This window comes from Streptomyces sp. RFCAC02, assembly GCF_004193175.1.
GTDB lineage: Bacteria > Actinomycetota > Actinomycetes > Streptomycetales > Streptomycetaceae > Streptomyces.
Window position 1 is genome coordinate 2,134,634 of the sequence record NZ_SAUH01000001.1, and the last position, 14,531, is coordinate 2,149,164.

Annotated in this window: 10 protein-coding genes and 1 pseudogene; 2 read left to right on the top strand and 9 right to left on the bottom strand. The window is 75.9% G+C overall.

The features are described from left to right. The first annotated feature begins 76 nt into the window (after window positions 1–76). Window positions 77–1,477 carry an AarF/ABC1/UbiB kinase family protein gene (locus EMA09_RS09710; protein ID WP_129840667.1) on the top strand — a complete coding sequence of 467 codons (1,401 nt, stop codon included), beginning with the start codon at window positions 77–79 and terminating at the stop codon, window positions 1,475–1,477. A 98-nt stretch (window positions 1,478–1,575) separates the two neighbouring features. Here EMA09_RS09710 and EMA09_RS09715 read toward each other — a convergent pair whose 3' ends face one another. The 4 genes from EMA09_RS09715 to EMA09_RS09730 form a co-directional block, all read right to left on the bottom strand. Continuing rightward, window positions 1,576–1,914 carry a hypothetical protein gene (locus tag EMA09_RS09715; protein WP_129840668.1) on the bottom strand — a complete coding sequence of 113 codons (339 nt, stop codon included), beginning with the start codon at window positions 1,912–1,914 and terminating at the stop codon, window positions 1,576–1,578. Then, a complete protein-coding gene (locus EMA09_RS09720; protein WP_129840669.1) occupies window positions 1,911–2,270 on the bottom strand; it encodes a WhiB family transcriptional regulator in 360 nt (119 codons plus the stop codon). Before EMA09_RS09720 ends, EMA09_RS09715 begins: the two co-directional genes overlap by 4 nt. Before the next feature lie 117 nt (window positions 2,271–2,387). Beyond that, window positions 2,388–2,705 carry a hypothetical protein gene (locus EMA09_RS28270; RefSeq protein ID WP_168220682.1) on the bottom strand — a complete coding sequence of 106 codons (318 nt, stop codon included), beginning with the start codon at window positions 2,703–2,705 and terminating at the stop codon, window positions 2,388–2,390. 142 nt (window positions 2,706–2,847) lie between these two features. Further along, complete coding sequence (locus EMA09_RS09730) at window positions 2,848–5,121, bottom strand: ATP-dependent DNA helicase UvrD2 (protein WP_240796328.1); 2,274 nt, start codon at window positions 5,119–5,121, stop codon at window positions 2,848–2,850. Window positions 5,122–5,253: 132 nt separating this feature from the next. On the opposite strand from EMA09_RS09730, the gene EMA09_RS09735 reads away from it, so the two are divergent. Further along, window positions 5,254–5,508, top strand: coding sequence for a mycoredoxin (locus tag EMA09_RS09735; protein ID WP_129840671.1), 255 nt, complete (start codon window positions 5,254–5,256; stop codon window positions 5,506–5,508). A gap of 62 nt (window positions 5,509–5,570) precedes the next feature. On the opposite strand, the gene nudC is transcribed toward EMA09_RS09735, so the two are convergent. The 5 genes and pseudogenes from nudC to EMA09_RS09760 all read right to left on the bottom strand — a co-directional run bounded on the left by nudC (window position 5,571) and on the right by EMA09_RS09760 (window position 14,528). Further along, window positions 5,571–6,521, bottom strand: coding sequence for an NAD(+) diphosphatase (gene nudC, locus EMA09_RS09740; RefSeq protein ID WP_129840672.1), 951 nt, complete (start codon window positions 6,519–6,521; stop codon window positions 5,571–5,573). Between the two features lie 44 nt (window positions 6,522–6,565). Further along, a pseudogene (locus tag EMA09_RS09745) lies at window positions 6,566–9,927 on the bottom strand (ATP-dependent DNA helicase). Window positions 9,928–9,964: 37 nt separating this feature from the next. After that, a complete protein-coding gene (locus EMA09_RS09750) occupies window positions 9,965–10,627 on the bottom strand; it encodes a sensor domain-containing protein (protein ID WP_240796329.1) in 663 nt (220 codons plus the stop codon). A 103-nt stretch (window positions 10,628–10,730) separates the two neighbouring features. Further along, window positions 10,731–13,985: an ATP-dependent DNA helicase gene (locus tag EMA09_RS09755; protein WP_129840674.1), complete on the bottom strand. Its 3,255-nt coding sequence runs from the start codon at window positions 13,983–13,985 to the stop codon at window positions 10,731–10,733. Between the two features lie 201 nt (window positions 13,986–14,186). Further along, a complete protein-coding gene (locus EMA09_RS09760; RefSeq protein WP_129840675.1) occupies window positions 14,187–14,528 on the bottom strand; it encodes an MGMT family protein in 342 nt (113 codons plus the stop codon). Between the last annotated feature and the right edge of the window lie 3 nt (window positions 14,529–14,531).

Below are 14,531 nucleotides of genomic sequence, written 5' to 3' on the forward strand. Positions count from 1 at the left end.
GTGTGTCCGGTACGGCCGCCCGCGCCCGCCGGGTGCTCCCGCGCGGGCGCGGCTGTGGGAGTTGGAGGGGACCGACATGACTGATCTACCCCGGAAGGCGGTGACCAGGACGGCGAAGCTGGCGGCCCTGCCGCTGAGCTTCGCGGGCCGGGCGACATGGAGCCTGGGCCGGCGCATCGGCGGGCGCTCGGCCGAACTCGTGGGCAGTGAACTGCAGCAGCGCACGGCCGACCAGCTCTTCAGCGTCCTGGGCCAGCTCAAGGGCGGTGCGATGAAGCTCGGCCAGGCCCTCTCGGTGTTCGAGTCGGCCCTGCCCGAGTCGATGGCGGGGCCGTACCGGGCGGCGCTCACCAAGCTCCAGGAAGCCGCGCCGCCCATGCCGGCGGCCTCGGTCCACGCGGCCCTCGCGGAGCGGATCGGCCCCGACTGGCGCGACCTGTTCGAGTCGTTCGACGACCGGCCGGCCGCCGCGGCGTCGATAGGCCAGGTGCACCGGGCGGTGTGGCGGGACGGGCGCGATGTCGCGGTGAAGATCCAGTACCCGGGTGCGGGCGAGGCGCTGCTGTCGGACCTGACCCAGCTCGGCCGCCTCGCCAGGCTGCTCGGCCCGTTCGTCCCCGGCATGGACATCAAGCCCGTCGTCGAGGAGCTGCGGGAGCGTGTCGCCGAGGAGCTGGACTACGCCCTGGAGGCCGAGGCGCAGCGCGCGTACGCGGAGGCGTACCGCGACGACCCGGACGTCGTCGTGCCGGCGGTGGTCTGGCAGGGGGACGAGGTCCTCGTCACCGAGTGGCTGACGGGCGAGCCGCTCTCCCGGGTCATATCCGACGGCACCCAGGAGGAACGCGACCGCGCGGGGCAACTGCTGGCGCGCTTCCTCTTCTCCGGGACCGCCAGGACGGGCCTGCTGCACGCCGACACGCACCCGGGCAACTTCCGGCTCGTGCCCGGGGAGGACGAGGAGTCGCCCGCGCGCCTCGGGGTCCTCGACTTCGGCGCGGTGAACCGCCTGCCGGGCGGGCTGCCGCCCGTCATCGGGCGCACGCTGCGGATGACGCTCGACGGGCGCGCCGACGAGGTGTACGAGCGCCTCGCGGCCGAGGGGTTCGTGAAGCCGTCGGTGGAGCTGGACCCGGACGCCGTGCTCGACTGGCTCCTGCCGATCATCGAGCCGGCGGCCGTGCCCGAGTTCGCCTTCAGCCGGGCGTGGCTGCGCGAGCAGGCGGCCCGCCTGGCCGATCCCCGGTCCCCGGCACACCAGTTGGGCCGCCGGCTGAACCTGCCGCCGTCCTACCTGATGATCCACCGGGTGACGCTCAGCACCATCGGGGTGCTCTGCCAGCTCGGGGCGCGTGTCCGGATGCGCGACGAACTCCTCGCCGGGCTCCCCGGTTTCCGTGTCGACGGCGCGGAGAGCGGCGGACCGGAGGAGGCCGGGGACGGTCCCGTCGAGCGGGCGGGTCCCCCGGCGCAGTGACTGGCGGGCCGGGCGGCGCGCGGACGGCGAAGGGCCGGGCGGCCCGGTCGCTGTCCGACCGGGCCGCCCGGCCCGTGGGTGTGCCACCGCCCCGGTCCTCAGTGCATGAGGACCCGGGCCAGGGCGCGGCGGGCGCGCAGTGACGCCTGCTCGGCCCGGCGGTGGAGGCGGGCGGCCCTGCGCTCCAGCCGGCGGGCCGCCGCGAGGCGGTACGCCGTGCGTTGGGACTCCGCTTCGAGGATTCTTTCGGCCATATGGGAGCGGGCCATGGCTTCCGGGATGAGGTGCATGGTTCGGGTTCCGTTCGGTGCGGGGAGCGCGGGCCGGGGCTCCGCGCGGTGGGGCGCGGCGTCCGCCGCGGTACGCGTCGGTCTCATGAGGGGTTCTCTTCTCGGTCCGTGAGGGAACGGCCGTCCGATGGTGCCGGGGACGTTCATGCCACGACCGGGTTCTTGCGGGGACGGCCACGCGGCCGCTTGCGGGGCACCACGACGCCCTGCACGAACAGCTCGCCGCCCCACACCCCCCAGGGCTCGCGGCGCTCCTTGGCGCCGGCCAGGCACGCCTCGCGCAGCGGACAGGTCCCGCACAGCGACTTGGCGTACTCGACGTCCTCGGGGGTCTCGGCGAAGAAGACCTCGGGGTCGTAGGAACGGCAGGGCACGCCGTCGTCGAGGCGGTCGATCGCCTCGTCGAGCTCGTTCAGCGTGTAGAGCGGGGTCACGGGGTTCTCCACGGGAGTGGGCGGGGAGGTCAGGTCGGGTCGGGGGTACGGCGCGAGTGGCACGTTCAGTCCTCGTGTCGTTCGGTTGTGGTCACCGGCTTGTGGCCGGATCGTGGGAAACGAAAAGGGCCGCGGTTCCCGATGTGGGTTCCGCGGCCCTGGAAGGTGCCGACCTGATCTCGCCGATCAGGCTGGATCACTCCAGGGATCGAGCCCGCGGAGGGCCCACATCGTGTGAAGCTGCGTGTTCTGCTGGCCGAAGAGCTGGTGTCCGGCGTCCGTGCCATGGGCGGCGGCATACGCGGGGCGTGCTGCCTGCCGTACCGCTGCTGCCGCGGACGCCTTGATCGGTCGCTCACTCGTGGCGACACGGGACTCGACGGACGACGGACGGACGGCTGCGGCGCCGGACGCACCGGTGCCTGCAAAACGGACGTCACTGCCGGGGACGCGCACGTCGGCGAGGCCCAGATCGGTCAGTTTGGTGATCAGAATGCTTGCCACTGGACTCGCCTCCTTCAGGCGTCTCGGGGGGTGGGGGTACCACCCGGGGTCACTTCAGTAGAGCACGGGCGCGGGGGGCGGGGAAAGCCTCCCCCCGGTGCCGCGAGAAGCACGCTATGCGGATTTCTCCGGCGGGCGCAAACTATTTTTCCGGGGTTTCTGAAGTCACTTGTTCAACCATCTCGTCGTCGGTCCCCGCGTCGGGGGCCGGCTCCCCGGCCGGAGCAGGGTCCGCGGCGTCCGGCGCGGGCAGCGGCTCACCCGCGCACAGCGCCAGCACGTCCGCGCCGAACTGGCGCAGCTTGTGCGGCCCGACCCCGGAGATCCCGGCGAGCTGCCGCTCGGTGCCCGGCAGCGTCTCCGCGATGGCCATCAGCGTGACATCGGTGAAGACGGCGTACGGCGGGCGCTTCAGCTCCCGCGCCCGGTCGAGACGCCACTCGCGCAGCCGCTCGAACAGCGCCTCGTCCATCGTGGACGGGCACTCCGCGCACCGCCGCAGCTTGATCTCGGTGGCCTCCGTCAGAGTGCGGCCGCAGACCCGGCACGGCACCGGGCCGCGCGGCTTGCGCCCGCGTGCTCCCGTGCCCCGCTCGACGCTCCCGGACGCGCCCCGCCCGCCACCGGCCGCCGACCCGGGCCGCAGACCGTCCAGGAAGCGGCTGGGGCGCCGCCCGGCCCGGCCGCCGGGCGACCGCGCCAGCGCCCAGGACAGGGACAGGTGGTGCCGCGCGCGGGTGACGCCCACGTACAGCAGGCGGCGCTCCTCCTCGACCTGCTCGGGGGTCTTGGCGTGGGTGATGGGCAGCATGCCGTCCGTCAGGCCGACGAGGAAGACGGCGTCCCACTCCAGGCCCTTCGCCGCGTGCAGCGATGCCAGGGTGACGCCCTCGACGGTCGGCGCGTGCTGGGCGGCGATCCGCTCCTCCAGCTCGGCCACGAGATCGCCGAGCACGGCGTCGGGGCGGGCGCGCCCGAGGTCCTCGGCGAGCCGCACCAGCGACCGCAGCGACTCCCAGCGGTCCCGCACGGCGCCCGAGCCGGCCGGCGGCTCGGGCGTCCAGCCGGTGGTCGCCAGGACCGCGCCGACCTGCCCGGCCAGGCCGTCCGCGTCGGCGAGGACGCGGTCGTTGCCCCCGGCGCGGGCCGCGCCGCGCAGCGCGAGCACCGCCTGCCGGATCTCCGGGCGGTCGAAGAACCGCTCGGCACCGCGGAGCTGGTAGGGCACGCCGGCGTCGGAGAGGGCCTGCTCGTAGGTCTCGGACTGGGAGTTGGCCCGGTACAGGACGGCGACCTCGCTGGCCGGCACACCCGCGCCGCCCTCCTCGCGCGGGGTCAGCAGCTCGCGGATGCGGCGGGCCACGGCCTCGGCCTCGGCCGGCTCGTCCGGGTGCTCGGCGAAGACGGGCTCGGGCCCCGGCGAGCGCTGGGAGACCAGTTCGAGCCGGTGCTCGGCCGCCCGGCCGCTCGCCTGCGCCAGCAGCCCGTTCGCCAGGTGGACGACCTGCGGCGTGGAGCGGTAGTCGCGCACGAGCTTCACCAGCGTGGCGTCCGGGTGGCGGGTGCGGAAGGTGAGCAGGTACTCGGGGGTGGCGCCGGTGAAGGAGTAGATCGTCTGGCTGGCGTCCCCCACGACGCACAGGCTGTCCCGGTCCCCGAGCCACAGGTGCAGCAGCCGCTGCTGGAGCGGGCTCACGTCCTGGTACTCGTCGACGACGAAGTGCTGGTACTGGCGGCGCACCGTCTCCGCGATGTCGTACCGGTCGGTGAGCATGCCGACCGTCAGCAGCAGCACGTCCTCGAAGTCGATGACGCCCCGGTCGCGCTTGAGCTGCTCGTAGGTCGCGTACACCTGGCTCGTCTGGGCGGGGTCGCGCGGGGCCTCCCGGCCGCTCTTCACCAGGGCGGCCGGGTAGTCCTCCGGGGTGACCTGGGTCACCTTGGCCCACTCGATCTCGGAGGTGACGTCCCGCAGTTCGAGGCGTTCCAGGCGCAGCCGGCAGCGCGACGCCGCCTCGGCGACCAGCGGGATCTTCTTCTCCACCAGCCGGGGCGGATCGCCGCCCACCGCCCGTGGCCAGAAGAACTGGAGCTGCCGGAGGGCCGCCGCGTGGAACGTCCTCGTCTGCACGCCGCCCGCGCCGAGCTGCCGCAACCGCCCGCGCATCTCGCCCGCCGCGCGCTGGGTGAACGTGACGGCCAGCACGGTCGCCGGCCGGTAGACGCCGGAGTGCACGCCGTACGCGATGCGATGGGTGATCGCGCGCGTCTTGCCCGTCCCCGCGCCCGCGAGCACGCACACCGGTCCCTGGAGCGTCGTGGCGACGGCGCGCTGCTCCGGGTCGAGGCCGTCGAGGACGGCGTCGGCGGAGTGCGGGGACGGTGGGAAGGGGGAGGCGTGCGGTGCGGTGGTCACGTACGCCATGCTGCCAGGTCCCGTCCGCGCGGGGCACGGGGTTGTCCACAGGCCCGAGGAATCGTCGTACCGGTCCGCGTGTTCTTCTGGAGGCAACCGGGACGACCGGACGACATGAAGGAGCGCGAGACGATGCCAGGGACCGTGACGATGTACAGCACCACGTGGTGCGGCTACTGCCGGCGGCTCAAGGGCCAGCTCGACCGCGAGGGCATCGCGTACACCGAGATCGACATCGAGCAGGACCCGTCGGCGGTCGCGCTCGTGGAGGCGGCCAACGACGGCAACCGCACCGTCCCCACCGTGGTCGTCGCCCCGGAGGGCGGCACCGAGGTCACGATGACCAACCCGTCCCTGGCACAGGTGAAGCAGGCCCTGCACGCCTGAGACCCGGCGCTCCGGCCGCCCGGCACCGCTCGACCGGTGCCGGGCGGCGCGCTGTCACGGGGTCACCAGGGGGCGGCGGACGCCAGCGGCTTGCCGTACCACAGCTCGATGAGCCGGGCGGCGATGGAGACGCCCGACGGCGGCAGGACCTCGCCGGCGTCCATGGCGGCCCGCAGGTCGTCGCGCGAGAACCAGCGGGCCTCGTCGATCTCCTCGCCGTCCACCCGCACCCGGGCGTCCGTGGCCCGCGCGATGAAGCCGAGCATCAGGCTGGACGGGAAGGGCCACGGCTGGCTCGCCACGTACTGCACCTCGCCGACCTCGACGTCCGTCTCCTCGCGCACCTCGCGCACCACCGCCTGCTCGATCGACTCGCCCGGCTCCACGAAGCCGGCGAGCGTCGAGAAACGGCCGGTCGGCCAGTGCAGCTGCCGGCCGAGGAGCGCGCGGTCGTCGTCGTCGACGACCAGCATGATCACGGCCGGGTCGGTGCGCGGGTAGTGCTCGGCGCCGCAGGCGGGGCAGCGGCGGATGTGCCCGGCCGCCGCGATGACGGTGCGCTCGCCGCAGCGGGAGCAGAAGCGGTGGAGCCGCTGCCAGTTCTCCAGGGCGACGGCGTGGACCAGCAGCTCGCTGTCGCGCTCGGACAGCAGCAGGGCGGCCTCGCGCAGTCCCGCGGGCCTGGCGGCCTCGTCCATGCGCCCGGGCAGGGAGTCCTTCTGGAGGGCGAAGTACTTGACGCCGTCCGCGTCCGTGCCGAGGAAGTAGCGGTGGGCCTCGGTGAGGGGCGCGTCGAAGGACGGCATCGTCACCAGCTCGGTGCCGCCGTCCGGGGTGTCCTCGATCAGCGCCTGACCGCCGGAGACGACGAAGACCCGCGTCGTGGGGTGGCTCCAGGCCGCCGCCAGCCATGCCTCGTCGAGGCGGTGACCCGCGTCACGGTCGATGCCACCGGTGCCGGTGAGCGGGATCGGCGGGACGACGTTGTCCGGAGACGCCGGGGTTGTACGCATGATGAAAAGCCTAATCCGTCGGCGGTGATCACGGTGGTCGCGGGTCAGCCGGGGTCGTTCGGCTCCCAGGAGTCCTCACCGAGGAGCAGCCGCTCAAGACCGCGCCGGCCGGGCAGGACGCTCGGGCGCACCAGCTCGCCGCTGCGCACGTACAGGAACGCCGCGGTCACCGCGGAGAGCGGCAGGTCGTGGCGTTCGGCCCAGGCGAGGCGGTAGATCGCGAGCTGGAGCGGGTCGGCGTCCTGGCGGCGCGCGGTCTTCCAGTCGATGATCTCGAAGGTGCCGTTCGGCCCCCGGTAGACGGCGTCGATGCGGCCCCGGACGACACGCCCCGCCAGCTCGATCTGGAACGGCGCCTCGATCCGGTGGGGCCTGCGGCCGGCGTACGGGGTGCGGCGGAACGCCTCCTTCAGGGCGGCGAGCTCCCGCTCGTCACGGATCGCCTCGTCGTCCGCCGGGTCGTCGCCCGGCAGCTCGTCCGGGCCGAGCATGGGCAGGGCCAGCTCCTCGAACCGCGACTCGACCCAGGCGTGGAACCGCGTGCCGCGCCGGGCGGCGGGCTGCGGCGGACGGGGCATGGGGCGGGCCAGTTCGCGGGCGAAACCCTCCGGGTCGGAGGCGAGGCGCTGCACCTGGGTGGCCGACAGCGAGACGGGCAGGGGGATGTCACGCGTGACGGCGCGGGCCTGGCGCAGCTCGCGGGTGAGCGCGGACAGGTCGCGGTCCCACGAGGCGACGGTGCGGCGCTCCTCCGGGGTGAGGCCGTCGTCCGGGTCCTCGGCCGGTCCCTCGTCCGCCGGGACGTCACCGCCGCTGTCGGCCCCGGCGCGCTGAGCGGGCAGCGCGCCGTCGCGCAGCCGGGCGAGCACGGCGGCGGCGGCCTCGCGGCGGCGGGCGAGGGCCACCGGGTCGAGCGGCAGCGGCCACTCCTGGTCCCGGTCGGCGTCGGCCAGGGCCGGGTTGTCCTCGTCCTCGGCGGGCGGATCGGCCCACACCTCGACCTCGCCGTGGTCGGGCCGGGCCTCGCAGTGTCCGCGCAGCGCTTCGAGGAAGTCCGACGGGCCGCGCGGCTTCTTCTGGCTCGGCCCCCACCAGTGGCCCGAGCCGAGGAGCAGCGTCCGCGGCCGGGTGAAGGCGACGTAGCCGAGGCGCAGCTCCTCCAGCGCCAGGTGCTCCGCGACGGCGGCGACGTACTCCTTGTGGGCGGCGGACGTCCACTCGGGGCCGGGGGCAGGGTGGCGGCGTCACCGCGCAGCGGGTGGGGCAGGGCGCGCGGCTGCCTGAGCCAGGAGTCGCGCGACGCCTTGGCCGGGAAGCCCTCGGCGACGAGCCCGGGGATCGCCACGACGTCCCATTCGAGGCCCTTGGCCTTGTGGGCGGTGAGGACCTTCACCGTGTTCTCGCCGCCGGGCAGGGAGCCGTCGAGCCCCTTGTCGTACTGCGCGGCGGCCCGCAGGAAGCCGAGGAAGGCGGGCAGGGTGGCCTCCCCGTCCACGGCGGTGCCGGTACGGCCGGCGGCGAACGCGGCGGCGAGGTCCAGGAAGGAGCCGAGGGTCTCGCGGCGCCGCGCGGCCAGCGCCTGCGGTGACGCGGCCAGCTCGACCTCCAGGCCGGTGACGCCGAGCACCCGGTGCAGGATGTCCATCAGCGGGTCGCCGAGGGAGCGGCGCAGCTCGCGGATCTCCGCCGCCAGGTGCGCGAACCGCACCCGCGCCTCCGCGGAGAACGGCAGCCCGTCCCCCTCGGCGCCCTCCTGCGCCGGGCCGCCCTCGACGAACGTGTCGAGCGCGTCGGCGAGCGACGTGATCTCGGACGGGTCGGTGCCCTCGACGGCGGCGGCCAGCCGGCCGTCGGCGGCGGCGTCGGCGTCCCCGGGCAGCGGCCCCCGGCGGACCAGGAGACGGGCGCGGCGCCCGAGCAGCGCCAGGTCGCGCGGGCCGATCCGCCAGCGCGGGCCGGTCAGGACCCGGACGAGGGGGGCGTTGGCCGTGGGATCGGCGAGGACTTCGAGGACGGCCACCAGGTCGGCGACCTCGGGCAGGTGGAGCAGCCCCGACAGACCGACGACCTCGACCGGGACGTCGCGGGCGACCAGCTCGCGCTGGATGGCGGCGAAGTCCGTGGCGGTACGGCACAGGACGGCCACCTCACCGGGCGGGGTGCCGGTGCGGACCAGGTGGGCGACGGAGTCGGCGAGCCAGGTCAGCTCCTCGGCGTGCGTGCGCAGCAGGGCGCAGCGGACGCGCCCCGCCCGCTCGGCGCCGTCGGCGGGGCGCAGGGGGACGACGGCGGGGTGCCGCTCGCGCAGCGGCGCGGCCAGGTCGTTGGCCAGGGTGAGGAGACGGCCGCCGCTGCGCCGGTTCTCGCTGAGGCTGAAGCGGGCTGCGGGGGTGCCGTCGCGGTGGGGGAAGTGCTCGGGGAAGTCGTCGAGGTTGGCGACGGATGCGCCGCGCCAGCCGTAGATGGCCTGGCAGGGGTCGCCGACGGCGGTGACCGGGTGGCCGGTGCCGTCGCCGAAGAGGCCGGCGAGCAGGACGCGCTGCGCGACGGAGGTGTCCTGGTACTCGTCGAGCAGGACGACGCCGAACTGCTCCCGCAGTGCCCGGCCGACCTCGGGGACGTCCCGTGCGAGGGTCGCGGCCAGGGCGATCTGGTCGCCGAAGTCGAGGAGGTCGCGGGCGCGTTTGCGGCGCCGGTACTCCTCGACGAGGGTCAGGAGGGCGGCGCGGCCCGCGGCGGCCTCGGGGACGCGGCGCAGCTCGGCGTTGGAGAGGTGGGCGCCGTCGAGCTCGGCGAGCAGGGCGGTGTCGAACGCGCGCAGCGCCCCCGGCGTGACGAGGTGCTCGGACAGCTCGGCGTCGAGCGCGACCAGGTCGGTCACGAGGGCGGTGAACCCGGCGTTCGGGGGGTCGAAGTCGGCGGGCGCGGTGCGCAGGACCTCGGCGGCGAGCTGGAAACGGCCGGCGTCGGCCAGCAGCCGTGCCGCGGGCTCGATGCCGAGGCGGAGCCCGTGCTCGGTGATGAGGCGCCCGGCGAACGCGTGGTAGGTGGAGATCTGGGGCTCGCCGGGGGGCTCGTCCCCGGGCGGGTCGCCGGCGCCGCGCGGCGCCTCGTCCCGGACGCCCCCGATGCCGGCCAGCGCGAGGGCGGCCCGGACACGTTCGGCCAGCTCGCCGGCCGCCTTGTTGGTGAACGTGAGGCCGAGGACGCGCTCGGGGGCGACCTGGCCGGTGCCGGTGAGCCAGACGACGCGGGCCGCCATCACCGTCGTCTTGCCCGAGCCGGCGCCCGCCACGATCGCCTGGGGCGCCGGCGGCGCGGTGACGCACGCAAGCTGCTCGCGGGTGAACGGGATGCCGAGCAGGTCACGGAGCTGCTCGGGCCGTTCCAGGACAGGACCGGGCACGTCAGGAGCCTAACCCCGGGCACTGACAGCGCCCTCGTCACCCGGCCAGCAGGGCGCGGGACAGGCCGGTCTGGAGCGCCGTCATGCCGCGCACCACGGGCCGCGCGGTGGCCAGGATCAGCAGGCCGATCGCGGTGTTGAACGCGATGTCGGCGAGCGTGGAGTCGATGCCGAACGCCAGGTCGAGCAGGCCGTTCTCGCCCGGCTCCTTGGGCAGCGACCAGGACCAGGTGGCGTACAGGGTCTCCGCGAGGCCGCCCAGCGTCCAGGTCAGCGCGAAGCAGAAGCCCGTCACCCGCAGGGGGAAGGAGACGACCGCGTGGAGGACGTCGCGCCACGCCTGCGGGTCGCCGAGGGCCGAGAGCCACCGCGCCATGCCGTGCCCCTCGGGTTCGCGGTAGCGGGGCTCGGGGACGGGGCGGCCCGTCACCCGTGCGACGCGCCGCCGCTCCGTCCCGGCCGGGGCGCGGGCGAGGCTCAGGGCGCCGATCAGGACCGGCATGCCGGCGACCAGGACGAAGCCGGCCGCGCCGAGGGAGAGGGCGACGACCGTCGCGGTGAACGCCGCGATGCCGAAGGGCAGTCCGAGCAGGAGGTAGCCGAGCCGTCCGCCGAAGCCGCCGGTCTCCCCCCGCGCGGCCGGCTCCCGTACCGCCTCACGTGCTGCCGTCGTCGCCTGTGCCGTCGCTGTGTGCGTCATCGTCGTCATGGTCCCCAGCCTCCCGTCGGCGGGGGCCGCCGCACAGCCGCCCAGGCACCCGGCCGGGGGTGGTGCCGGCACCACCCCCGGCCGGGTGACGCCGTCACTCGACGACGTGCCGCCCCTCCGGCCGCGCACTGCACGCGCCGTGGAACGCGCACGTCCCGCAGTGCTGCCCGGCGCGCGGGCTGAACCGCTCGTCCAGCACCCGGCCCGCAGCCGTGGCCAGCAGGTCGCCGATCCACGCCCCGTCGGCGCCGTCCGCGCCGAGGGGCTGCTGCCGCTGCACGGCGGGCAGCGCGTCCCCGCCCTCCTTCTTCGGCGCGCCCTGACGCAGGTGCACCAGCTCGGCGCCCGCGAGCCGCGCGTCCTCCTCGCCGTGCCGCACGGCGAGCTGGTAGACGGCGAGCTGCGGATGGTGCTCGACCTCGGCCCGTGTCGGCCTGCGGCGGCCCGTCTTGAAGTCCACGACGTACGCCCGGCCCTCGGTGTCCCGCTCCACACGGTCGAGCACGCCCCGGATGCGCACCTCGTGCCGGCCCGCCGTCAGCGTGACGTCGAACTCCTGCTCGCTCGCCGTGGGCGCACGGCCGTTGCGCTGCTGCAGGACATGCCACCGCAGGAACCGTTCCAGGGCGGCGCGCGCCTCCGCCTGTTCCCTGCGGGACTGCCACGGCGCCTCGAACGCCAGGCCGTCCCACACGGTGTCGAGCCGCTCCATCAGCACCGACAGGTCGGCGGGCGTCGTCCCCGAGGCCACCTCGTCCGCCAGGACGTGCAGCACGTTGCCGAAGCCCTGGGCCGCGGTGGCGGGTGTGTCGGCGTGCACCTCGCGGCCGAGGAACCACTGCAGCGAGCAGGTGGACGCGAGCTGTTCCAGCGCGCTGCCCGACAGGGCGACCGGCCGCTCCGGGTCGCGCACGGGCGCCGCCGACCGCGACGGCTCGCGCAGGCCCCACCACCGCTGCGGGTGCGCGGCGGGGACGAGCGGATGGCCGTCGTCGTCACGCAGCGCGGCGAGCGAGGCCAGCCGGTCGGCGGCGGCGCGGCGCAGCGCGGGCGAGGCCGCCGGGTCCACGGTGGTGGCGCGCAGTTCGGCCACGAGCGCGGCGACCGACAGCGGACGGCGGGGGCGCTGCCCGACCTCCACGGGCTCGACGCCGAACTCCCGCAGGAACCGGGACGGCTGGTCGCCGTCGTCGGCGCCGCGGACCGCGGTGACGACGAGCCGGTCCCGCGCGCGCGTCGCGGCGACGTAGAACAGCCGCCGTTCCTCCGCCAGCAGGGCGCCGGGGCTCAGCGGCTCGGCGAGGCCGTGCCGGCCGATGCGGTCGGCCTCCAGCAGCGAGCCGCGCCGCCGCAGGTCGGGCCACAGCCCCTCCTGCACGCCGGCCACGACGACAAGGGACCACTCCAGACCCTTCGCCCGGTGCGCCGTCATGAGCCGTACGGCGTCGGGGCGTACGGCCCGCGCGGCGCGCGTGTCGGCCGCGATGTCGTGCGCCTCCAGCTCGTCGAGGAAGATGCGCGCCCCCCGGCCGCCGACGCGCTCCTCGGCGCGCGCCGCGGCGTCGAACAGCGCGCAGACGGCGTCCAGGTCGCGGTCGGCGTTGCGGCCCGCGGCCCCGCCGCGGCGCGCGGCGCGTTCGAGGCGGGCTGGCCAGCCCGTGCCGTCCCACAGCGCCCACAGGGCGTCCTCGGCCGTGCCGCCGCCGGCGAGCAGTTCCCGCGTCTTGCGCAGCAGCGTGCCGAGGCGCTGGGCCGGTCCCGCGACGGCCGGGTCGTGGGCGACGAGGCGTTCCGGTTCGGCGAGGGCGCGCGCGATGAGTTCGTCCGACGGACGCGGCACGGCGACGCCGGCGGCGCGCTCCTCGGCGCGCAGGGCGCGGCCGAGGCGGCGCAGGTCGGCCGCGTCCATGCCGCCGAGCGGCGAGGTCAGCAGGGCGACGGCGGTGTCCGCGTCCTGGGGGCGGTCGGGTTCCGCGACGGCGCGCAGGGCGGTGAGCAGGGGGGCCACGGCGGGTTCGCGGCGCAGCGGCAGGTCGTCGCCGTCCACGTCGAGGGGGACGCCCGCCGCCGTGAGCGCCCGGCGCACGCCGGGGATGGACCGCGCGCCGGCGCGCACCAGGACGGCCATCTCCCGCCACGGCACGCCGTCCTCCAGGTGGGCGCGGCGCAGGAGGTCGGCGATGTGGTCGAGTTCGATGCCCGGTGTGGGGCAGATGTACGCCTCCGCCGTGCCGCCGTCCCGCACGGCCGTCAGCGCCCGGTGGCGGCGCACGGCGTCGGCGGGCAGCCGGGCCAGCGGCATGCGCTGGGCGAGCAGCCGGGTCGCGGCCAGCAGCCGGGCGCCCGACCTGCGGCCCGTCGTCAGGACGGCGACCGGCGCCGGCTCGCCCGCGGCGGTGCGGAAGGCGTCGGGGAAGCCGAGGATGCCGTTCACGTCGGCGCCGCGAAAGGTGTAGATGGACTGGTCCGGGTCGCCGAAGACGGTGAGGTCGCGCCCGTCGCCCGCCAGCGCGGCGAGCAGCGCGACCTGCGCCGGGTCGGTGTCCTGGTACTCGTCCACGAGGACCGCGTCGTACCGCCCGCGCACCGCCGCGGCGGCGGCCGGGTCCTCGGCCAGCCGCACGGCGCCGCGGATCAGCTCCGCGTAGTCGAGGACGCCCTGGGCCTGCGTCACGTCCAGGTACTCGGCGAGGAAGTGCGCCGCGGCCTCCCAGTCGGGCCGGCCGGTGCGGCGCGCGAACGCGGCCAGCGTGCCGGGGCCGAGGCCGAGTTCGCGGGCGCGGGCGAGCACGGCGCGCAGCTCGTCCGCGAAGCCCCGCGTGGTCAGGCAGGCGCGCAGGTCGCCCGGCCAGTCCCAGCCGGCCGCGGGACGGCCGGCGTCCCGGTGGCCCGCGAGGAGTTCCCGCAGATAGAGGTCCTGTTCCGGGCCGGACAGCAGGCGCAGCGGCTCGGCGAACAGCTCGCGGTCCTGGTGCGCGCGCAGGAAGGCGTACGCGAACGAGTGGAACGTGGTGGCCTGCGGGGCGCGCCCGCCGAGCCGCATCGTCATCCGGTCGCGCAGCTCCGCCGCGGCCTTGCGGCTGAACGTCAGGACGAGCACGCGCTCGGGGTCCGTGCCGCGCGCCACGCGCTCGGCGACGCACTCGACCAGCGTCGCCGTCTTGCCCGTCCCGGGACCGGCGAGGACCAGCAGCGGGCCGCCCACCGCGGCCGCGTGCTCAACCACCGCGCGCTGGCTCGCGTCCCCTGCGAGGGTGCGTGCGTCCGGGACCGGGGTGCGCACCAGTCGGTACGCTCCGGGGGCGGACGGCGGGCGGTCAGTGGACGGGACGGAGAGACTCACGTGCATCGCGCATTCTGGTGGACGGCGGTGGGCGGCCGGGAGCACGACGGTACGCCCCTCCCCCGGCCCGGCGCACGGCACGGCCGTGGCCGCCCCGCTCGCCCGGTCGGCCCGCCCGGCACGGACCCCGGCGCGCGGTGGGGGATGCTGGTGCCCGTGAGCCTCCACCGCGAGCGCGCCGCGCGGAGCGGCGCGGTGTCCCCCGGATCAGCCGCCCGTCCCGGCCCCGCGCGCCCTGCGCATGTCCACGCGCGGGTGGTCGCCGCGCTCGCGGGGGTCGCGCAGCGGGGTGCCCTCGGCCCGGTAGTGGCCGAGGGCGGTGTGCTCGTGGCCCGGCAGGAGCCGCCCGTCCGCCCGCACGACGCGCCACCACGCGACGGCCGCGCCGTAGGCCGCCATGACGGCGCCGACCTGCCGGGGGCCGCCCTGCCCGACGATCTCGGCGACGTCCCCGTAGGTGAGGACGGTGCCCGGCGGGATGTGCTCCACGACGGTGAGGACACGGTCCGCGTAGTCGGGCAGACGGTGCGGAGCGCTGGGTTCGGCCATGCG